The 20,454-nt window shown below is 73.7% G+C and carries 13 protein-coding genes and 1 pseudogene; 10 read left to right on the top strand and 4 right to left on the bottom strand.

Translation table 11 applies throughout. From position 1 onward, the window contains the following. Positions 1-37: 37 nt before the first annotated feature. The 5 genes and pseudogenes from ACFOSY_RS06355 to ACFOSY_RS06335 all read left to right on the top strand — a co-directional run bounded on the left by ACFOSY_RS06355 (position 38) and on the right by ACFOSY_RS06335 (position 5,814). Complete coding sequence (locus tag ACFOSY_RS06355; protein ID WP_394305724.1) at positions 38-1,123, top strand: substrate-binding domain-containing protein; 1,086 nt, start codon at positions 38-40, stop codon at positions 1,121-1,123. Between the two features lie 378 nt (positions 1,124-1,501). Beyond that, positions 1,502-2,008: pseudogene (locus ACFOSY_RS06350) on the top strand (carbohydrate ABC transporter permease); the annotation flags it as partial. Then, a complete protein-coding gene (locus ACFOSY_RS06345) occupies positions 2,005-2,868 on the top strand; it encodes a carbohydrate ABC transporter permease (protein ID WP_394305723.1) in 864 nt (287 codons plus the stop codon). The pseudogene ACFOSY_RS06350 and the gene ACFOSY_RS06345, both read left to right, overlap by 4 nt. Before the next feature lie 28 nt (positions 2,869-2,896). Further along, a complete protein-coding gene (locus ACFOSY_RS06340) occupies positions 2,897-3,919 on the top strand; it encodes a hydroxyacid dehydrogenase (RefSeq protein WP_394305722.1) in 1,023 nt (340 codons plus the stop codon). Then, entirely contained in the window at positions 3,916-5,814 is a 1,899-nt protein-coding gene (locus ACFOSY_RS06335) for a DUF2264 domain-containing protein (protein ID WP_394305721.1), read from the top strand. Before ACFOSY_RS06340 ends, ACFOSY_RS06335 begins: the two co-directional genes overlap by 4 nt. A 16-nt stretch (positions 5,815-5,830) precedes the next feature. Here ACFOSY_RS06335 and ACFOSY_RS06330 read toward each other — a convergent pair whose 3' ends face one another. Then, positions 5,831-6,679, bottom strand: coding sequence for a hypothetical protein (locus ACFOSY_RS06330; RefSeq protein WP_394305720.1), 849 nt, complete (start codon positions 6,677-6,679; stop codon positions 5,831-5,833). A gap of 317 nt (positions 6,680-6,996) precedes the next feature. Here ACFOSY_RS06330 and ACFOSY_RS06325 point away from each other — a divergent pair, with 317 nt between their 5' ends. Continuing rightward, the gene (locus ACFOSY_RS06325; RefSeq protein WP_394305719.1) at positions 6,997-10,380 is read left to right on the top strand and encodes a CARDB domain-containing protein; all 3,384 of its coding nucleotides are present in this window, start codon (positions 6,997-6,999) and stop codon (positions 10,378-10,380) included. 196 nt (positions 10,381-10,576) lie between these two features. Continuing rightward, on the top strand, positions 10,577-11,452 hold the full coding sequence (locus ACFOSY_RS06320) for a L,D-transpeptidase family protein (RefSeq protein ID WP_394305718.1): 876 nt from the start codon (positions 10,577-10,579) through the stop codon (positions 11,450-11,452). Between the two features lie 16 nt (positions 11,453-11,468). Here the strand turns inward: ACFOSY_RS06320 and ACFOSY_RS06315 are convergent, their stop codons facing one another. From ACFOSY_RS06315 to ACFOSY_RS06305, 3 genes are all read right to left on the bottom strand, one after another. Next, positions 11,469-12,866 carry a hypothetical protein gene (locus tag ACFOSY_RS06315; RefSeq protein WP_394305795.1) on the bottom strand — a complete coding sequence of 466 codons (1,398 nt, stop codon included), beginning with the start codon at positions 12,864-12,866 and terminating at the stop codon, positions 11,469-11,471. A 212-nt stretch (positions 12,867-13,078) separates the two neighbouring features. Further along, positions 13,079-14,071, bottom strand: a complete 993-nt coding sequence (locus ACFOSY_RS06310) for an MASE1 domain-containing protein (protein ID WP_394305717.1) — start codon at positions 14,069-14,071, stop codon at positions 13,079-13,081. A 61-nt stretch (positions 14,072-14,132) separates the two neighbouring features. Further along, positions 14,133-14,963: a PP2C family protein-serine/threonine phosphatase gene (locus ACFOSY_RS06305; protein WP_394305716.1), complete on the bottom strand. Its 831-nt coding sequence runs from the start codon at positions 14,961-14,963 to the stop codon at positions 14,133-14,135. Between the two features lie 128 nt (positions 14,964-15,091). Here ACFOSY_RS06305 and ACFOSY_RS06300 point away from each other — a divergent pair, with 128 nt between their 5' ends. The 3 genes from ACFOSY_RS06300 to ACFOSY_RS06290 all read left to right on the top strand — a co-directional run bounded on the left by ACFOSY_RS06300 (position 15,092) and on the right by ACFOSY_RS06290 (position 20,453). Continuing rightward, positions 15,092-15,439, top strand: a complete 348-nt coding sequence (locus ACFOSY_RS06300) for a hypothetical protein (RefSeq protein ID WP_394305715.1) — start codon at positions 15,092-15,094, stop codon at positions 15,437-15,439. Between the two features lie 127 nt (positions 15,440-15,566). Then, the gene (locus ACFOSY_RS06295; protein ID WP_394305714.1) at positions 15,567-18,233 is read left to right on the top strand and encodes a glycoside hydrolase family 97 catalytic domain-containing protein; all 2,667 of its coding nucleotides are present in this window, start codon (positions 15,567-15,569) and stop codon (positions 18,231-18,233) included. Between the two features lie 168 nt (positions 18,234-18,401). Further along, positions 18,402-20,453, top strand: a complete 2,052-nt coding sequence (locus ACFOSY_RS06290; RefSeq protein WP_394305713.1) for a discoidin domain-containing protein — start codon at positions 18,402-18,404, stop codon at positions 20,451-20,453. Position 20,454: the final 1 nt, after the last annotated feature.

The following is a 20,454-nucleotide window of genomic DNA, read 5'->3' as shown; positions in this document are numbered from 1 at the left end:
TCGCTCAAACGAACATTCCGTCGCGGGGAGGGGCCTCATGCGCGAGCCGGTCGAGGTCAGGAGGCAGCGGATCCTCGCTGCCGTGGAGTCCCGGGGATCCGCGCGGGTGAGTGATCTCGCCGCCGAGCTCGAGGTGTCCGTGGTGACCGTGCGGCGGGACGTGGAGGAGCTGGCCCGGGAGGGGCGGCTGCGGCGCGGGCACGGTGTCGTGCGCTCCACCCTCGCCGCCCGTGACATCCCCGCCCCGCGCCCGCCGGACGGCGACACCGTGGCCGTCGTCGTGCCGGAGCGCCACACCTACCTGTACGAGTCCCTGCACGGCGCCCGCTCGGTGCTGGAGGCCTCCGGCAAGCGCATCGCCCTGCACATCGCGCCCCAGGTCGCGGGCGCCGAACGCCCGCTGGTGGAGCGCGCGTTGGAGGACGGCGCCGCCGGGCTGCTGCTCGCCCCGCGCTGGCGCACCCTCGCCGACGAGGAGGCCGACCACCCCTGGCTCGCCGCGCTGGAGGTGCCCGCCGTGCTGATGGAGCGGCGCCCCGCCGCGGGCAGCGCGCTGCACGCGATGGACTCGGTCTGCTCCGACCACGTCCACGGCGTCCACCTGGCCGTGGAGCACCTGGTGGGCCTCGGACACCGGCGGATCGTGTTCGCCACCCGCGACGACAGCCCCACCGCGCGCACCCTGCGGTCGGCGTGCGCGCGGATCGCCGGGGCGCACCCGCTGGTGGAGGCGTGGGCGTGGCTGCTGAGCGCTCCCGAGGCCGGGCAGGAGGGCCCGTACGCCCCGGAGGAGACCGCCGGGCTGCACGAGGTGCTGCGGCGGACGGGCGCCACGGCGGCGGTGCTGCACGGCGACGTCGACGCGCTGATGCTGGTGCAGCGGCTCGCGGACCACGGGGTGCGGGTGCCGGAGGACTGCTCCGTCGTGGCCTACGACGACGTGGTGGCCGGCCTCGGCACCACACCCCTCACCGCCGTCGCCCCGCCGAAGGCGGACGTGGGCCGGGCCGCCGCCGGACTGCTGCTCGAGCGGCTGGACTCCGAGGCGGGCGGGCACACCCCCGTCCGCAGGGTGGAGCTGCTGCCCTCCCTGTCCGTCCGCGGCTCCACGCGACCGCTCTGACCTCCGCACACGGCACATGAGCGTTTGAACGTTTTAGTTTCTTCTGATCGATCTATTGACCGTTCAGTGGTGCGGCCCCGACGATTCCCGTGTCCCGAACAGCCGTGTCCCCGACACGCCAGGAGCCGCGGGAGGCGCCATGCCCGGTCGACACCGCCGTCGGTCCGTGCTCGCCACGATGGCCGCCGCGCCGCTTGCAGGAGCCCTGGGCGCCTGCAGCGGGAGCGCGGACGACGCCCCATCAGGCAGCAGCAGCACCGGCGGGAAGAAGCCCGTACGCATCACCTTCTGGTCCGCACTGCGCGGCAGCCAGGAAGTGGTCGACGCCTTCAACCGCACCCACGACCGCGTCCAGGTCGACTTCCAGCAGATCCCTTCTACACGCCCGGCATCAGCCCGGTCATCGACCTGTTCGCCCGCGCCGACATCACCGTCGACTTCCTCGGCGTCCACACCGTCCTGCCGTCCATCGTCAACATCGCCCTGTGGAGCAACCTCGGCTACAACATGGTGATCTTCTACGCCGCCCTCCAGGCCGTGCCCCGCGAGGTGATCGAGGCCGCCGTGGTCGACGGCGCCGGACCCGTGCGCACCGCGCTCCAGGTGAAGACGCCGCTGGTGCGGGCCTCCGTCGTGACGGTCGCCATGTTCACCCTCATCTGGGCGCTCCAACTGTTCACCGAGCCGATGCTGCTCAGCCAGTCCTCCCCGATGATCAACTCCCGTTTCTCGCCCAGCATGTACATCTACGACGCGGCCTTCACCCGCAACAACTACAGCCTCGCCGCGGCCGCCTCGGTGATCCTGCTGCTGTGCACCGTCGCCCTCTCCTACGGCGTCACCCGCCTCACCAGCCGCGAGTCCACCGCCGAGGAGGCCCGATGAGCGCCACCGGCTCCACCCTGCCGCGCCCCCGCCTGCTCGGCCGGGCCACCGTCAACGCCGTCGTCGCGATCTCCGTCCTCTACACCCTGCTGCCCGTGCTGTGGCTGGTGCTCGCCGCGGCCAAGAACCGCGACGCCCTGTTCGGCAGCGACCTGCTCTCCCTGGACGGCTTCTCCTTCGGCCGCAACCTGACCGACCTGTTCGCCATGGACGGCGGCCTGTACGGACGCTGGTACGTCAACAGCCTGCTGTACGCGGTGCTCGGCGCCGCCGTCGGCGCCCTGGTGAGCGTCGCCTGCGGCTACGCCTTCGACAAGTACCGCTTCCGGCACAAGGAGAAGCTGTTCGGGCTGGTCCTCGCCGCCGTGATGGTGCCGCAGACCGTGCTCGCCCTGCCGCTGTACCTGATGGCCTCCGAGGCCGGCCTGGTCAACACCTTCTGGGCGGTGTTCGTCCCGGTCCTGTTCAACCCGTTCGGCGTCTACCTCGGCCGCGTCTTCAGCCAGGGCTACGTCCCCGACGAGGTGCTGGAGGCCGCCCGCATCGACGGCGCCGGCGAACTCACCATGTACGCGAGGGTCGCCCTGCGGATGCTCGGGCCCGGCCTGGTGACCGTCTTCCTGTTCCAGCTCACCGCCATCTGGAACAACTTCTTCCTGCCCATGGTGATGCTCTCCGACCAGGACCTGTATCCCGTCAGCCTCGGCCTGTACACGTGGAACAGCTCCGCGTCGGTCTCCCCCGAGTACTACCCGGTGGTCATCATGGGATCGCTGCTCGCCGTGGTGCCGCTGATCCTGGCCTTCGTCCTGCTCCAGCGCTTCTGGCGCAGCGGTCTGACCGCCGGCGCCGTCAAGTGAACGCCCACGCAAGGAGTCACCGCACCGCATGACCGAGCCCACGCCCGGCCCCCGTCCCCGCGCCGCCCTCGCCATGTCCCCGGACGTCGCCTCGGCCGTCCTCGACCCCGAGTCGCGCGCCGCCCTCGACGCCCTGTGCGACCTCGCCCCGACGGTGCTGGAGGATTTCACCACCTCCGCCGCACGCACCGTGCTCGCCGACCGCGAGCTGCTGATCACCGGCTGGGGCTGCCCGCCCCTGGACGACGACGTGCTGCGGGCGGCGCCCCGGCTGCGGGCCGTCGTGCACACCGCCGGCAGCGTCCGCGGCCATGTCACCGACGCCTGCTGGGACCGGGGCGTCGAGGTGTCCTCCGCCGCCGCGGCCAACGCCCTCCCCGTCGCCGAGTACACCCTCGCGATGATCCTCCTGACGGGCAAACAGGTCCTGGAGAGCGCCCGCGCGTACCGCGCCGCCCGCACCCGCGCCGACTGGCTGCGCACCCCCCGCACGGTCGGCAACCACCGCCGCACCGTCGGCATCCTCTCCGCGTCCCTCATCGGCCGCCGCGTGATCGACCTGCTGCGCCCGCACGACATCGACGTCCTGCTGCACGACCCGTACGTCGACGAGGCGGAGGCGGCCCGGCTCGGCGTACGCCCGGTCGGACTCGCGGAGCTGTTCCGGCGCAGCGACACCGTCAGCGTGCACACCCCGCTGCTGCCCGAGACCCGCCGGCTGGTCTCCCGCGAACTGATCGACTCCCTGCGGCCCGGCGCCGTGCTCATCAACACCGCGCGCGGCGCCGTCGTCGACCAGGACGCGCTCACCGACGCCGCCCTGGCCGGCCGCATCCGCGCCGTGCTCGACGTGACCGACCCCGAAGTCCTGCCGCCCGACCACCCGTTGTGGGACTGCGAGCACGTCCTGATCACCCCGCACCTCGCCGGCTCGCAGGGCAACGAGTGGCGCCGGCTCGCCGACACCGCCGTCTCCGAGGTCGCCCGCTGGGTCTCGGGAGAGGGCTTCCTGCACCCCGTCCGACGCGAAAGGCTGGCGTTCCTCGCATGAGCATCCCGTTCCACCTGCCCGCCGACGACCACGACCTCAGCCCCCGCACCGGATACACCCGCGCCCACTGGGAGGCGGTGGCGGACGGGCTGCTCACGGCCGCCCGGCGGTGGGCCACCCCCGGCGGCGCCCTGCTGCACCTGCCCGGCCGCCCCTCCCGGTCGGGGGTGCGCTCCGACGGCCTCGAGGGCTACGCCAGGACGTTCCTCGCCGCCGCCTTCCGCGTCGCGGGCGCCGCCGGCGACGACCCCCACCACCTGCTGGAGCGGTACGCCGACGGGCTCGCCGCCGGCACCCGCACGCCCGGCCGCGACGACACCGAGTCCTGGCCGCTGATCCTCGACGTCGACGTCCAGGGCCAGCCAATGGTGGAGTCCGCGTCCGTCGCGCTCGGCCTGCGGCTCACCGCGCCCTGGCTGTGGGACACGCTGGATTCGGCCGTGCAGGACCGCGCCGAGGAGTGGCTGCGAGGTGCACTCAGGCACACTCCCGCCCCGAACAACTGGTACCTCTTCCCGTACACCGTCGCGGGGTTCCTTCAGTCCGTCGGCCGGGGCGACGCCGAGACCGCCGCCGCCCGCCGGCGGGCGCAGGACCTGCTGGAGAGCTGGTACCGCGGCGACGGCTGGTACGCCGACGGCGACGGACGCGCCTTCGACCACTACAACGGCTGGGCCCTGCACCTGTACCCGGTCCTCGACGCCCACCTCGCCGGTGACGCCGACGCCCTCGCCCACCACGGCGGACGCCTCCGCGCCCATCTCGACGCCCTCTCGATGATGTTCGGCGCGGACGGCGCCCCGCTGCACTTCGGCCGCTCGCTCACGTACCGCTTCGCCGCGTCCGCCGCCGTCTCGCTGGGCGCGGTCACCGGCCACACCCCGCTGACACCGGGCGCCTCGCGCCGCATCGCGAGCGGCGCCCTGCGCCACTTCCTCGACCGGGGCGCGCTCACCTCCGACGGGCTGCTGTCCCTCGGCTGGTACGGCCCGCACGAGGCAAGCCTCCAGGAGTACTCCGGTCCCGCGTCGCCCTACTGGGCGTCGAAGGCCTTCGTCGCGCTGCTCGCGCCGGCGGACCACGCCCTGTGGACCGACGCCGAGGAGCCCGCCCCGGTGGAGGAGGCCGACCGGGTGCTGTCCCTGCCCGGACCCGGCCTGCTCCTCCAGGCCACCCGCGCCGACGGCACCGTACGGCTGCACAACCACGGCAGCGACCATGTGCGGCCGCACGAGGGCGAGTCGGCGGCCGACGACGACCCGCACTACGGCCGCCTGGCCTACTCCACCCGCACCGGACCCACCGCGAGGGCGAACGTGGCCGACAACCACCTGTCGGTGGAGGTGGCCGGCCGGCCCAGTGTGCGCCGGCGCATCCACCCTCTGGGCGCGGGGCACGGCGACGGCTGGGGCTGGGCCGCCTCGTGGCACCGGCCCGTGTTCGTCGCGGGCCCGCCGATGGTGCCGGGCCTGAGGGTCGAGAGCGTCACCGTCGCGTACGGCGAACTGGAGCTGCGCGTGCACCGCGTGGTGGGGGCGCCGCCCGGATCGCGGGTCACCCTCACCGGCTGGGCCACCGGCCCCGAGGAGCCCACGGTCTCCGCCCTGCACGGCCTGTACGGCTGGGACGACCCGTCCCCGGAGACGGTCCCCGCGCCGCAGGGCACCGCCTGGACCCCCTGGGCCCGCGTGCCGCGCCTCACCGGCGGCTGCGGGGGCACCAGCGTGCATCTCGCCCTGGCGTGTCTCACGGCCGGCCCGGACGCCCCGTCGCTGGGGCGGGCGGTCACCGACGTGCGCGTGGAGGCCCAGGCCGTGGAGCTGACCTGGACGGAGGACGGCTCCCGCACCCGTGTCTCGTTCGAGCCGCCGGAGGTGCGCCACACGCGGCCGTGAACGCGCCCTGCCGGACTCAGGACCGGGCGTCCGCCGCACGCTCCGGGGCCGGCGTGCCGCCGTCGGGCGCGGTGTAGAACACCGAGGTGCCCTGCTTGCTGCGCTGGGCCTGGTTGCGCGCGACGAGGCCCTCCAGGGTGGAGCGGATCACCGTGACCTTGACGGTGCGTCCGGGATGGGCCTGGCCCAGCGCCGCCGCGATCTCCGCCGCCGAGCGCGGCTCCTTCTGCTCGCCCAGGTGACCGCGGACCAGGTCGACGAGCTTCGGCGCGTCCGTCTGTGCGGACTGCGCGGCCTTCGCCGGCGCCTTGCGCGGGGTCTTCGCCGCCGATGCCTTCCCTTCGGGCGCGGGGGCGGCCGGCTTGCGCCCGGCCTTGGCACCGGCGGCCTTCGCCGGACCGGACTTCGACGCGCCTGTGCTCTTGGCCGCGCCCCCGGCCGTCACCTTCTTCCGCTCCCGCTTCGGCTTCTGCGCCCCGGACGTGACGCCGCCGCGGCTGCGCGGCGCGGGCACGGTCGCGCGACCGGACGCGGCGGTCCCCTCAGCCGGCCGGGCGGTCTCGTCCGAGGTCTCGGTGACGGCGGAGGGCTCGCCGACCGCGACGGCTTCGGCGACCCCTGCGTCCTCGGCGGTGTCCTCGGCGGCGTCCGCCGCGGAGTCCGCGGGCGCCGCCGCGAGATTCAGCGCCTGCCGCATCTTCACCAGCAGGGCGTGGTCGCGCCGCAGCGCGGCCAACTGCCCCTGCAACTCGGCGATCTCCGCGCCGACCCGCTCCTGCTCCTTGGCGTTGCGCTCGAGGTCGTTCGCGACCTGGGCGACGTACTGCGAGGTGAGATCGGTGGCGACGGTCGAGTGGTCGGACATGTGGGTGTCCTTTCGTCGTGTGGTCTGCCGGTGGCCAGTCATGGTACGGCCGGGCGGGGTTGACCGTTTCTCCTCCGCGGCCTCCCGGAGAGGTGCCCGGTTGACGCCCGTGAGGCGCGAGGTGCCCCCGTTCTCTTCCGGATGCCGTGTCCACGCCATTGACAAGTGATGCGCGAGCCGGAAACTTCAAAGCGAGAGCCGCAAGAAATGAACGACGTCCCGCAAATTACGCATCAGGCGTCGGCAATCCACGGCAGGGGCATCGGGCTGCCCGGGTGGCCGCACGCCCTCGACACCCGCCGTGGAACGAGGACTTCATGAGACGCACGCGTTTCGGCCTGCGTACGATCACCGGCCTGCTCCTGGCCGGCCTGGTCGCCGCCGGCCTCTCACCCGGTACGGCCGGAGCCGCCGCGCAGGCGGTCCGCGGACCCGACCTGGCGCTCGGCAGAGGCGTCACGGCCACCGGGTCCCATCCCGAGTACCCCGCGACCAATCTGACCGACGGCCAACAACTCACGTACTGGGAAGGCCCCTTGGGCTCCTTCCCGCAGTCCGTGCGCGTCGACCTGGGCGGCGCCGTCCGGGTCGACGAGGTCGTGCTGAAGCTGCCGGCCGCCTGGGAGGCACGCACCCAGACCCTCACCGTGGAGGGCAGCACCGACGGCTCGTCGTTCACCGCGCTGTCCGCCTCGGCCGCCCACCGCTTCGACCCGGACCGGGCCAACACCGTCACGCTCACCTTTCCGGCGCGCGACGTACGCCACCTGAGGGTCCGCGTCACCGCCAACACCGGCTGGAACGCCGCCCAGCTGTCCGCGATCGAGGTGTACGGCGAGGACGGGGGAGGGGAACCGGAGCAGCCACCGGCCGACGGGACCGATCTGGCGCGCGGCAAACCGGTCGAGGCGTCCTCCACGATTCACTCCTTCGTGGCGGCCAACGCCAACGACGGGCGCCTCGACACCTACTGGGAGTCGGCCGGTCACCCCGCGACTCTCACCGTCCACCTCGGCGCCGAGGCCGACCTCACCGCCGTCGTCGTCAAGCTGAACCCGGACGCGGCATGGGAACGGCGCACCCAGAGCATCGAGATCCTCGGACGCGACAGCGCGTCCAGCACGTACACCACGCTGAAGGCCCGCGCCGACCACACCTTCGACCCGGCCGGCAACGGCAACAGCGTCACCGTCCCGGTCACCGGACGCGTCGCCGACGTGCAGCTGAGGTTCACCCACAACTCCGCCGGTTACGGCGCCCAGGTCGCCGAGCTGGAGGTCCGGGGCACGGCCGCGCCCAACCCCGACCTCACCGTCACCACCCTCGACTGGACCCCCGCCGCCCCCACCGAGACCGACCCCGTCACCGTCCGCGCGACCGTGCGCAACGCCGGCACCGCGCCGTCCGCCGCCACCACCCTGGACGTCAGCCTGGAGGGCACCGTCGTGGGCAGCGCCCCCGTCGGCGCGCTCGAACCGGGCGGCTCCGCCACCGTGGCCGTGGACGCGGGCACCCGAGCCCGGGGCAGCTACACCGTGTCCGCCGTGGCCGACCCCACCGACACCGTCCCCGAGCTGGACGAGACCAACAACAGCCGGACCGCCACCGACCGGCTGACCGTCGCCCAGTCCCCGGGGCCCGACCTGGAGGTCACCGCGATCCGCACCAGCCCGGCCACGCCCGCCGCGGGCGCGCCGGTGTCGTTCACCGTCTCCGTGCACAACCGGGGCACCTCACCCGTCGCCGCCGGCTCGGTCACCCGGCTCACCGTGGCCGGACGCACCGTCGACGGGACCACCGGCGCGATCGCCGCCGGCGCCACCGCCGAGGTCGCGCTCGCCGGCACCTGGACCGCCACCGAGGGCCCCGCCGTCCTCACCGCCACCGCGGACGCCACCGGCACGGTCACCGAGACCGACGAGGACAACAACGTCCTCACCCGCTCCCTCGTCGTCGGCCGCGGCGCCGTCGTCCCGTACACCGAGTACGAGGCGGAGGACGGCGCCTACCGGGGCACCCTGCTGACCGCCGACGCACAACGCACCTTCGGGCACACCAACTTCGGCACCGAGTCCTCCGGCCGCAGCTCCGTCCGGCTCGACTCCGCCGGCCAGTACGTGGAGTTCACCTCGACCGACGCCGCCAACTCGATCGTCGTACGCAACTCCATCCCCGACGCCCCGGGCGGCGGCGGCACCGAGGCCACCCTCAGCCTCTACGCCGACGGGACGTTCGTGCGCAAGCTCGGACTCAGCTCCAAGCACAGCTGGCTGTACGGCAGGACCGACGACCCCGAGGGACTCACCAACACCCCCCAGGCTGACGCGCGCCGCCTGTTCGACGAGTCCCACGCGCTGCTCGACGGCAGCTACCCGGCGGGCACCGTGTTCCGGCTCCAGCGCGACGCCGACGACACCGCCGCCTTCTACGTCGTCGACCTGATCGACCTGGAGCAGGTGGCCCCGCCCGCCGAGCGGCCCGCCGGGTGCGTCTCCATCACCGAGTACGGCGCCGTCCCCAACGACGGCATCGACGACACGGCCGCCATCCAGCGGGCCGTCACCGCCGACCAGCGCGGCGAGATCGGCTGCGTGTGGATCCCGGCCGGGCAGTGGCGCCAGGAGCAGAAGATCCTCACCGACGACCCGCTGGACCGCGGCCAGTTCAACCAGGTCGGCATCCGTGACGTCACCGTCCGCGGCGCCGGCATGTGGCACTCCCAGCTCTACACCCTGACGCCCCCGCACCAGGCGGGCGGCATCAACCACCCGCACGAGGGCAACTTCGGCTTCGACATCGACGACAACACCAAGATCTCCGACCTGGCCATCTTCGGCTCCGGCACCATCCGGGGCGGCGACGGGGGCGCCGAGGGCGGCGTCGGCCTCAACGGGCGCTTCGGGAAGAACACCCGCATCAGCAACGTGTGGATCGAGCACGCCAACGTCGGCGTCTGGGCCGGCCGTGACTACTCCAACATCCCCGAGCTGTGGAACCCGGCCGACGGACTGGAGTTCACCGGCATGCGGATCCGCAACACCTACGCGGACGGCATCAACCTCACCAACGGCAGCCACGACTCCACCGTCCAGAACTCCTCGTTCCGCAACACCGGCGACGACGCCCTCGCCGTGTGGTCCAGCAAGTACGTCAAGAACCCGGCGACCGACATCGGCCACGACAACCACTTCCGCAACAACACCGTCCAACTGCCCTGGCGCGCCAACGGCATCGCGGTCTACGGCGGGTACGGCAACACGATCGAGAACAACCTCGTGTACGACACCATGAACTACCCGGGCATCATGCTGGCCACCGACCACGACCCCACACCGTTCTCCGGCCAGACCCTGATCGCCGGCAACGGGCTGTACCGCACCGGCGGCGCCTTCTGGAACGAGGACCAGGAGTTCGGCGCCATCACCCTGTTCGCCCAGGGCCCCGACATCCCCGGCGTGGTCATCCGCGACACCGACATCCACGACTCGACGTACGACGGCATCCAGTTCAAGACCGGCGGCGGCGCCATGCCGGACGTGCGGATCTCGGACGTGACCATCAGCGAGTCCAACAACGGCTCCGGCATCCTCGCCATGAGCGGGGCCCGGGGCAGCGCCACCCTGACGAACGTCACCATCACCGGATCGGCGGAAGGCGACGTACGGATCGAACCCGGCTCGACCTTCGTGATCAACCGGTAGGCGTTCACACGCCGATTGCTCCGTCCGGCGGGCCCGCACCCCACGCGAGGGTGCGGGCCCGTCACCCGTACGGGCCCTTGCCGGAAGGCGCCCCGCTGCGGGCGGCACCGGTCGCCGGCGGCGCAGACGGGGGACTTCACGCGGACGCGCGCGGGGAGCCGAGGCGATCGCGGGGAGACGAAGTCACGCTGAGTCCATGGCTTCATCGACCGACCGCCCGGACCGCGCGCCCCGCGCCGAGTCCGGCGCCGCCCGGCGGCCGTCCGCCGGACCCGTCCGCCTCCGTACCGGGGTGTGGCTGCGGGCCGTCGTCCTCGTCGTCCTCGCCGCCCTCACCGGGTGCGGGGCGGGCAACGGCACCGACGCCCGGGACGACCCCGCCGCCACCGGCGGCACCGCGCGCGCGAACCCGTCCGCGACCGCCCCGGCGGCCGGCGCGCCCGGAGCGGCCGGCACCGCGCAGGGCCGCCCGGCCACCGAGGCGCCCGCCGTGATCCCCGGCCTCGGCCCCCGCACCCGCGCCTGGATCCCGGCCACGGCCCGTCAGGTGGTCGTGGTCACCGGACGCGACCGGGACGCCAACCGCTCCCAGGCCGTGCTGTACCGGCACACCGGGACCGGCTGGCAGGCCGGCCCGGTCTGGCCCGCCCGCAACGCGCTCCGCGGCTGGACCGACGACCACTGGGCCGGCGACCTGCGCTCGCCCATCGGGGTCTACACCCTCACCGACGCCGGCGGACTGCTCCCCGACCCCGGCACCCGGCTGCCCTACGACCGGTCGGACGGCTTCGCCGTCAGCGGCACCGGATTCGAGGGCGAGCCGCTGGACGGGTCCTTCGACTACGTCGTCGCCATCGACTACAACCGCGCACCCGGCACCTCCCCGCTGGACCTCACCCGGCCGCTGGGCGCCGACCGGGGCGGCGGCATCTGGCTGCACGTCGACCACGACGGCCCCACCCAGGGCTGTGTGAGCCTGAGCGAGCAGCACATGCGGGACCTGCTGCTCGCCCTCGACCCGGCGCTGCACCCGGTGGTCGTCATGGGCGACGCCGCCTCCCTGCGCGAGTGACCGCCGCCCCGGCGCGTCACGGCGCGATGCCGACCCCGGGGACGCGGCTCCACGCCTTCTCCTGCGCGGCCGTCATCGCCGGCCAGGACGTGCCGCCCGGGCGGGGCCGCACCCGCGACGCGTACGGCGCCGGGCGGAACCCGGGGTCGTAGAAGCAGCCGGTGCCGTACACCTCGTCGAACGCGGGGCAGGACGCGGCGACCGAACGCGGCGTGGGCCGCTGGCCGGTGCGCGCCCAGCGGTCCAGCGCCGCGATCGACGTGGCGTACTCGGCGTCGCTCAGCGCGGAGTGCTCGTGCTCGCCGGTGAACGTCTGCACCAGCCACCGGTCGCGGCCCGCGCCCCGCAGCGTGTCGCGGTAGGCCGCCTCGTGCTCGACGAACGCGGTCGGGTCGTCCGTGGCGTGCAGGGTCAGCACCGGGATCGCCACCCGCCCGGTGAGATCGCTGTCGTACGACAGGTCGCGCACCGCCGCCGGGTCGGCGGAGAACCGCTCCACGCCCGCGTTGAGCGCCGTGTCGTCGTGCGAACCGGAGTACCGCACCCCGCGGTTCGAGAACGGGTTACGGCCGCCCAGCCGCTCGTGCACGATGTCCCGGAACGTGAACACCGAGAAGCGCAGGTGCGACTCCAGCGTCCGCTCCGGGATCCCGGTGACGTTCAGGATGTCGTCCAGGTTGCGCTGCTGGAGAGCGGTGCGCTCCCCGGGCGGCGACGCGTACCCGGTGCACTCCTGGAGCCGGGCGCGCAGCCCCGCCGAGGTCAGTGTGGAGCCGCGGCGCAGCCCCTGCCACAGCGGGTACTGCGGCTCCTCGGGCCGGGGCAGGTTGGCGCAGTAGTACTGGTAGACCACGCGCAGGTCGACGCGGTAGTCGTAGCCGCGCGAACCGCCGCCCAGCACCCCGTTGGTGAGCAGCGCCCCGTCGTACGGGCCGGCCTTCCCGGCGTAGGTCTCGACGACCTTGGCGGCCACGTCGCCGCCCCACGACTGGCCGTGCACGTACGTCCGCCGCGGCTCGCCGAACTCCTCGACGAAGAGCCGCCTCACGTTCTCGGTGTCCGCGGCGGCCATCCGGGTGCCGTAGCCGCCCCTGCGGTACGACGACCCGGCCCAGGCGTACCCCTGGTCCACCATCACCCGCCAGCGCCCCAGGTCCTCGACGCTGCGCGCCGGGTCCGAGGCGTCGCCCAGGTCGGGGCCGCCGTGCGCGTGCACGACGAGCCCGCCGTTCCACCGCTCGGGTACCGCGATCGCGTAGTGGGCGCCGTTCGCGTCCGTGCCGGTCCAGCAGGCTGCGCCGGCCGGCAGCCCGGCGGGACAGTCGGCCGGCCGGGGCCCGGTGTCCCGGGCCTGCGCGGCCGGAGCCGGGGCGAGGGCACCGGCCAGCGTCCCGGCGAGCAGCAGGCCCGCCACCCGCCGGCGGGAGCGCGGCGGGCGGGGAGAGCGGGGGAGACGGAGGGCAGGACGGAATCTGTTCACGGTGCGGCTCCTGGTTCGGCGGCGCGTTGCTGCGCACGGGCGGCGATGCTAGGAAGGCCGGCCGCCGAGGACCACGGGCGGAGCGGTTGCGTTCATACTGTTCTGCCGCGACGCACCCGCGGGCGCGGCCGGTTCGCCTCCGCCGTTCAGCTCTCGCCGGGGCCCTCCTCCCGCTGCGGCCGCACCCGCGGGGCGGGCTCGCCCGCCGTCAGATGCTCCAGCACCTGCACCAGTTCCCGGCACGCCTGCTCCACCGAGCGCCGGGTGTGGTGCTGCTCGGTGATCACCGCCGACAGCAGGAGGGCCGTCAGGGCCGCCGCCGCGTTGAAGGCATGCAGATTGATCATGATCTGGGTGTCCGGGAGATCCTCGAAGGGGCCCGCCCGCGCGGTCGCCGCCCCGGTGGCCAGGACGGACGCGAACAGGGCGCACAGTATGCTGCCGGGCAGCTCGAACCGCAGGGCCGCCCAGATCAGCAGCGGGTAGACGGAGAAGAGCAGACTGCCCGGGTTGTACGTGGCGAACGGCACCAGTGCGCCCGTGACGACGGCCAGGGCCACCCCTTCCTTCCAGCGCGACCAGCGGGCGGGGGAGCGCACCCGGGGCAGCACCAGCAGCACCGGGGCGATGAGCAGCACCCCCATCGCGTCGCCCACCCACCAGGGCAGCCACACCGACCAGAAGTGCCCGGCCGGCACGTCGCCGGAGAGGACCAGCAGCCCGGCGCCGATCGTCGAGCTGACCAGCATGGCGACGAAGCCGCCGAGGAACACGAGGCTCAGGCAGTCCCGTAATCGGGCGAGGTCGGTGCGGAACCCGGCCGCCCGCAGCAGCAGGTACGCGCACAGCGGCGCGGCGGTGTTGCCGAACACCGTGCCCAGCGAGACCGGTTGCAGCGAGGTGAGGTGGACGAGGACGAGGAGTGAGCCCAGGGCGATGCCCGGCCAGACGCGCGGTCCGAGCAGCAGCAGGGACGCGACGGCGATGCCGGTCGGCGGCCAGACGGGTGACACCACCGAGCCGTTGATCCGCAGGTCGTACAGCAGCCCGAGCCGGCCTCCGGCGTAGTAGCAGGCGGCGACGGCCAGCGCCTCAAGCACGAAGAGGGCCGGTGCACGGAGATCCTGGCGAGCCACCACACCTGCCATCAGACACCGAGGCCGCCCCGACGGCGAGGTGAGAGGCGCGGCGCTGTCGGCCCTATGGCTGACCGGCCGGCTCGTCGTGCCCGATCACCAGGACCGCCGCGTCGTCGTCGTGCCCCACCTCGGCCGCCCCCTTGATCAGGGCGGCGGCGAGCGCGTCCACGTCCATCCGCGCGACCGCCGCGACGCCCGCGAGCCGCGCCACCTGGTCCATCCCCTCGTCCAGACGCATCGACGGGCCCTCCACCACCCCGTCGGTGACCATCACGAACACCCCGCCGGAGTCCAGCCGGTAGCGCGTCACCGGGAACGCCGCCCCGGACTGCACGCCCAGCGGCGGACCGCCCTCGTCCTCCGTCACGCCCGAGCGGCCGTCGGCCGTGGCCCACACGCACGGCAGATGACCGGCGCGGGCACTCTCCAGCAGCCGGGTCTCCGGGTCGAGCCGCATGAAGGTGCAGGTCGCGAACAGGTCCCCGCCCAGCGTCATCAGCAGCTCGTTCGTCCGCGCCAGGAGTTCGCCCGGGTGGCTGTCCACGGAGGCGAGCGCCCGCAGCCCGACCCGCACCTGCCCCATGAAGGCGGCCGCCTCGATGTTGTGCCCCTGCACGTCGCCGATCGACAGCCCGATCCGGCCGTCGGGCATGGTGAAGGCGTCGTACCAGTCACCGCCCACGTTGAGCCCCTGGTTGGCGGGCACGTACCGCACCGCGAGCCGTACGCCGTCGGCTTCGGGCAGCCCCCTCGGCAGCATCCCGCGCTGCAGGGCGACGGCCAGCTCCACCCGGGAGCGCTGCACCTCCGCCGCCGCACGCGCCTGGGCCGTCAGCGTCCCGAGCCTGGTCAGCAGCTCGTCGCCGTGGTCCTTGGGGCCGGTGCGGGACATGGATCACTCACTCGGGCGGGGACACTCCGGGCCGCCCCCGGCGGGGACGAACCGCAGGAAAGCCGCACTCACCGAGATGATAGGCAGATCGCGTTTGGCCGGGCCAGTCGGTGTAAAGGCATGGCCGCATGGAGCAGCGGGAGATCATGCAGCGGTGCGTCGGCATCCTCACGGAGGCCCTGGAGATGCGCCGCCGGCTGCGCGCCGACCCGGACGCCGACGTGACCGCCGACAGCGCCGTGGCCGGGCTCCTCGAGGACATGCTGCCGCGCATCCAGCTCCCGGCCGAGGCCGGCGCCCGCGAGGTCGCGGAGATCGTCACCGAGAAGCTCGGGCCCGCCATCGTGCAGATCACCTCCGCGCTCACCTTCGCGTTCGTCCAGCTCGCCGAGATCCACGACGAGGGCCGCACCGACGTCTCCTCCGCCGACGTCCTGCGCTCCATCTCGCTGCACTACGAGCGGGGCACGTCCTGACCCGCGCCCAACCGCCGTCTGACGGGTGGTGGTTGAGACACGGGTGAGTGGGAAGGGTTGACCCCGAACCAAGGCCGACAACGATGTCACCTCTTGGACGGAGGCCCCCGTGCCCAGACCGTCGCGCATGTCGCCAGGCATACCGCGCCCGACGCTCCTCCCCGCCCTGCTCACCCTGCTGCTCTCCGCCGCGCTCGCCCTCACCACGCTCACCGTGCCCGCGCGGGCCGCCGGCCCCGGCGGCGCCTGGACCGTGCGTGAGCCCGGCGCGCCTCGGGACGGCGTCACGGCCGTCGTCCGTCTCGATCCCGCGGACGGCACCCTCACCCTGACCGCCCGCAAGGGCGCCGTCACGGTGCTCGAACCGGCGCCCCTCGGCATCGTCACCTCCGCCGCCGACCTCACCTCGGGGCTGGTCGCCAAGTCCCGCCACACCCGGCAGGTGACCGAGCGGTACTCCATGACCACCGGCAAGCAGCTCCGCCGCACCGCGCGGATGACGGAGACCCGGTTCACCTTCTCCGGCCGGGACGGCGCCCGTCTCGGCCTGGTGGTCCGGGTCGCCGACGACGGCGTCGCCTACCGCTACGTCCTGCCCGGCTCCGGCACGGTCACCGTGGAGCGGGAGGCGTCCGCGTTCCGGCCGCCCGCCGGCGCGCGGGCCTGGCTCACGCCGTACTCGGTCAACTACGAGCGCCTGTACGCCCCGACCACCGCGGCGGAGGCGGCCCCCGGCGCCTACGCCTACCCGGCGCTGTTCCAGGTCGGCGACACCTACGCCCTGCTCACCGAGTCGGACGTGGACGGCCGCTACGACGCGAGCCGGCTGGTCCACGAGGGCGACGGGCGCTACACCGTGCGCCTGGCCGACCCGGAAGTGACGTCCGAGGGTCCGCTGGCCACACCCTGGCGCACGGCCGTCGTCGGCGATCTCGCCACCGTCACGGAGTCCACCCTCGTCGACGACCTCGCCCCCGCCTCACGCATCGCCGACACCTCCTGGATACGGCCCGGCAAGGTCGCCTGGTCCTGGCTGGACGGCTTCGGCCCCGGCCAGCGCGACCTCGCCGCCCAGAAGCGCTTCGTCGACCTCGCCGCGGCCCACGGCTGGCCGTACACCCTGATCGACGACGGCTGGAAGACCACCGACTGGATGCCCGAGCTGATCGCGTACGCCCGGCAGCGGGGCGTCGACGTCCTGCTGTGGGTGCACTACACCGACCTCGACACGGCGGCCGAGCGCGCCGAGTTCCTGCCCCGCGTCAAGGAGTGGGGCGCGGCCGGGCTGAAGATCGACTTCATGGACTCCGACTCCCAGGAGCGCTTCCGCTGGTACGACGACATCCTCGAGGACACCGCCCGGTACCGGCTGCTGGTCAACTTCCACGGCGCGACCCTCCCCAAAGGCATCCAGCGGACCTGGCCGCACGTGATGAGCCTGGAGGCGGTGTACGGCGCCGAGCAGGGCAACGTGCCCGCGCCGGCGCTGACGGCGCTGCCGTACACGCGCAACGTGGTCGGCTCGATGGACTACACGCCGATGGGCTTCCAGTTCGGCACCCGTACCGTCTCCGACGCGGCCGAACTGGCGCTGTCGGTGGTGTTCGAGTCCGGCTTCCAGAACTTCGCCGGGTCCCTCGCCGCCTACCGCGAGCGGCCGGAGCTGGCCCGGTTCCTGGAGCAGGTGCCGACGGTGTGGGACGAGACGCGGCTGCTGGCCGGGCGGCCGGGCGAGAGCGCGACCTTCGCCCGGCGCCACGGCGACCGCTGGTTCCTGGGCTCCGTCCACGCCGGTGAGGCGGCGACGGAGCGGGTTCCGCTGGACTTCCTGGGCGGCGGGCGCTGGCTGGCGGAGGTCGTCCGGGACGGCGAGGACGGCGCTCTGCTGCGCGAACGGCACGTCGTCACCCGCCGGGACGCCCTGGAGGTGCCGACGGCCGGACACGGCGGTTTCGCCGGGCAGATCTGCCGGGCCACGCCCGGACGCGACACCTGCGACGAGCCGGTGACCCGGCTGCCGCTGACCGCGCTCACCGCCGACCCGGCGCGCGCCGAGGCCGAGCCGGGCGGCACCGCCGCCGTGACCGGCCGGTTCGCCGTGGAGACGTCCGGGCCGGCCGCCGACGTCCGCCTCACGCTCGACGTCCCCGACGGATGGACCGCCGACGGCGACGACCCCACGGCCGCCGAACTGCGCACGGGTGAGGCGCTGTCGGGCGACTGGAGCGTGCGGGTGCCGTCCGACGTGCGCCCCGGCGGCTACGACCTGACCGTGCGCGCCGAGTACCGCGCACCGGACCGGCCGGGTGCCGGGGTGCTCCAGGTGGAGCGCCCGGTGCGGGTGTTCGTGCCGGAGCCGGGCGTCACCTACGTGAGCGACCTGCCGTTCACCTCCGAGAGCAACGGGTGGGGGCCGGTCGAGCGGGACGGGTCCAACGGCGAGACCGACCCCGCCGACGGGGGCCCGCTCACGCTGGCGGGCGCGGTGTACGACAAGGGCCTCGGGATGCACGCGGCCGGTGAGGTGGTCGTCGAACTCGACGGCGGACACCGGCGGTTCAGGGCCGAGGTCGGCGTCGACGACGAGGTGGGCGGCAAGGGCACCGTTGCCTTCGAAGTCCTCGGCGACGGCAGGAGTCTGCTGACCACCGGGGTGCTCGACGGCGCCGACCCGGCCTTCTCCGTCGACGTGGACGTCACCGGCGTACGGCAGTTGACCCTGCGCGTGCTGGACGGCGGGGACGGGGTCGACTCCGACCACGCCGACTGGGCGGACGCGCGGCTCGTGCCGTAGCGGCGACCGGGCGGGGTCCACGGGCGCGGCGCCCGTGGACCCCGCCTTCCCGCGTCGGCGTGCGCGGGCTCTTGACGGCGTACGCGCGAGTGGCGATGCTCCCCGAGGGGGTTGCAGAGGTCATGACAACTTTGGTCATGGCCGCTCCGTCGACGGAGGGACCCGCCGATGACCACCTCTCGCGCCGGACGGCACGCAGGGATCGTGACGCTGCTCCTCCTCGTCCTGGCCGCCGCGCTCACGCCCACGTCCAGCTCCGCGGCCGACGGCGGCTGGTGGGACCCGGTCGCCCGGCCCGCGCCGGACTCGCGCATCGGGGTGACCGGCGAGCCGTTCCGGGGCACCGACTCCGCCGGCAGGGTGCGCGGATTCGTCGACGCGCACGACCACATCATGTCCAACGAGGCCTTCGGCGGCCGGCTCATCTGCGGCAGGCCGTTCTCCGCGCGGGGCGTCGCCGACGCGCTCAAGGACTGCCCCGAGCACTATCCCGACGGCACCCTCGCCGTCTTCGACTTCCTCACCAACGGCGGCGACGGCCGCCACGACCCGGACGGCTGGCCCACCTTCGCCGACTGGCCCGCGCACGACTCGCTCACCCACCAGCAGAACTACTACGCCTGGATCGAGCGCGCCTGGCGCGGCGGCCAGCGCGTACTGGTCAACGACCTGGTCACCAACGGCGTGATCTGCTCGGTGTACTTCTTCAAGGACCGCGGCTGCGACGAGATGACCTCCATCCGGCTCCAGGCCCGCCTCACCTACGAGATGCAGGATTACGTCGACGCCATGTACGGCGGGCCGGGAAAGGGATGGTTCCGGATCGTCACCGACAGCGCGCAGGCGCGTGAGGTGATCGAGCAGGGCAAACTGGCCGTGGTGCTGGGCGTCGAGACCTCGGAGCCCTTCGGCTGCAAGCAGATCCTGGACGTCGCGCAGTGCGACCGGGACGACATCGACGCGGGCCTCGACGAGCTGTACGACCTGGGCGTGCGCAGCATGTTCCTGTGCCACAAGTTCGACAACGCGCTGTGCGGCGTGCGCTTCGACTCCGGGGCGCTCGGCACGGCCGTCAACGTCGGGCAGTTCCTGTCCACCGGCACCTTCTGGCGCACTGAGCCGTGCACCGGCCCGCAGCACGACAACCCCATCGGCCTCGCCTCCGCCCCCGCCGCCGAGCGGCGTCTTCCCGCGGGCGTGCAGGTCCCCGCCTACGACGCGGACGCCCGGTGCAACGTGCGCGGGCTGACCGAGCTGGGCGAGTACGCCGTGCGCGGCATGATGCGGCGCAACATGATGCTCGAGATCGACCACATGAGCGTCAAGGCCGCCGGCCGGGTCCTCGACCTGTTCGAGTCCGCGTCCTACCCGGGCGTCCTGTCCTCGCACAGCTGGATGGACCCGAACTGGACCGAACGCGTCTACCGGCTCGGCGGGTTCACCGCCCAGTACATGAACGGCTCCGAGCAGTTCGTCGCCGAGGCCGGGCGCACCGAAGCACTGCGGGACCGCTACGGCGTCGGCTACGGCTTCGGCACCGACATGAACGGCGTCGGCGGCTGGCCCGCCCCGCGCGGCGCCGACGCGCCGGACCCCGTCATCTACCCCTTCCGCAGCGTCGACGGCGGCTCCGTCCTCGACCGGCAGACCACCGGGCAGCGCACCTGGGACCTGAACACCGACGGAGCCGCGCACTACGGTCTGGTGCCCGACTGGATCGAGGACATCCGGCGCGTCGGCGGACAGCACGTCGTGGACGACCTCTTCCGCGGCGCCGAGTCCTACCTCACCACCTGGGGCGCGACCGAAGCGCACCGCCCGGCGGCGAACCTCGCCCGGGGCGCCCACGCCACGGCCTCCTCCGCCGAGTGGAACCCGTTCACCAGTCACGCGCCCGCCCGGGCCGTCGACGGGGACCGGGGCACCCGCTGGGCCAGCGACTGGAGCGACGGCCAGTGGCTGCGCCTCGACCTGGGCGCCGTGCACCGGATCGGCCGCGTCACCCTCGACTGGGAACGGGCGTACGCGACGTCGTACCGCGTGGACGTGTCCGCCGACGGCGTGAACTGGCGCACCGTGTGGTCCACGACGGCCGGCGACGGCGGGCTGGACACGGCCGTGTTCCCCGCGGCCGAGGCACGGCAGGTGCGCGTCGTCGGCCTGAGCCGAGGCACCCGGTACGGCTACTCGCTGCACGAGGTCGGCGTCCACGCGCGCTGAC

This window comes from Streptomyces lusitanus (assembly GCF_042647945.1).
Lineage (GTDB): Bacteria > Actinomycetota > Actinomycetes > Streptomycetales > Streptomycetaceae > Streptomyces > Streptomyces pseudogriseolus.
This window is presented reverse-complemented; position numbering and strand designations above follow the sequence as displayed.

Excerpts from the sequence above, each read along its gene's own strand:
- ACFOSY_RS06355 (WP_394305724.1), top strand. The coding sequence starts at position 38 with ATGCGCGAGCCGGTCGAGGTCAGGAGGCAGCGGATCCTCGCTGCCGTG.
- ACFOSY_RS06345 (WP_394305723.1), top strand. The coding sequence starts at position 2,005 with ATGAGCGCCACCGGCTCCACCCTGCCGCGCCCCCGCCTGCTCGGCCGG.
- ACFOSY_RS06340 (WP_394305722.1), top strand. The coding sequence starts at position 2,897 with ATGACCGAGCCCACGCCCGGCCCCCGTCCCCGCGCCGCCCTCGCCATG.
- ACFOSY_RS06335 (WP_394305721.1), top strand. The coding sequence starts at position 3,916 with ATGAGCATCCCGTTCCACCTGCCCGCCGACGACCACGACCTCAGCCCC.
- ACFOSY_RS06330 (WP_394305720.1), bottom strand. The coding sequence starts at position 6,679 with ATGTCCGACCACTCGACCGTCGCCACCGATCTCACCTCGCAGTACGTC.
- ACFOSY_RS06325 (WP_394305719.1), top strand. The coding sequence starts at position 6,997 with ATGAGACGCACGCGTTTCGGCCTGCGTACGATCACCGGCCTGCTCCTG.
- ACFOSY_RS06320 (WP_394305718.1), top strand. The coding sequence starts at position 10,577 with ATGGCTTCATCGACCGACCGCCCGGACCGCGCGCCCCGCGCCGAGTCC.
- ACFOSY_RS06305 (WP_394305716.1), bottom strand. The coding sequence starts at position 14,963 with ATGTCCCGCACCGGCCCCAAGGACCACGGCGACGAGCTGCTGACCAGG.
- ACFOSY_RS06300 (WP_394305715.1), top strand. The coding sequence starts at position 15,092 with ATGGAGCAGCGGGAGATCATGCAGCGGTGCGTCGGCATCCTCACGGAG.
- ACFOSY_RS06295 (WP_394305714.1), top strand. The coding sequence starts at position 15,567 with ATGTCGCCAGGCATACCGCGCCCGACGCTCCTCCCCGCCCTGCTCACC.
- ACFOSY_RS06290 (WP_394305713.1), top strand. The coding sequence starts at position 18,402 with ATGACCACCTCTCGCGCCGGACGGCACGCAGGGATCGTGACGCTGCTC.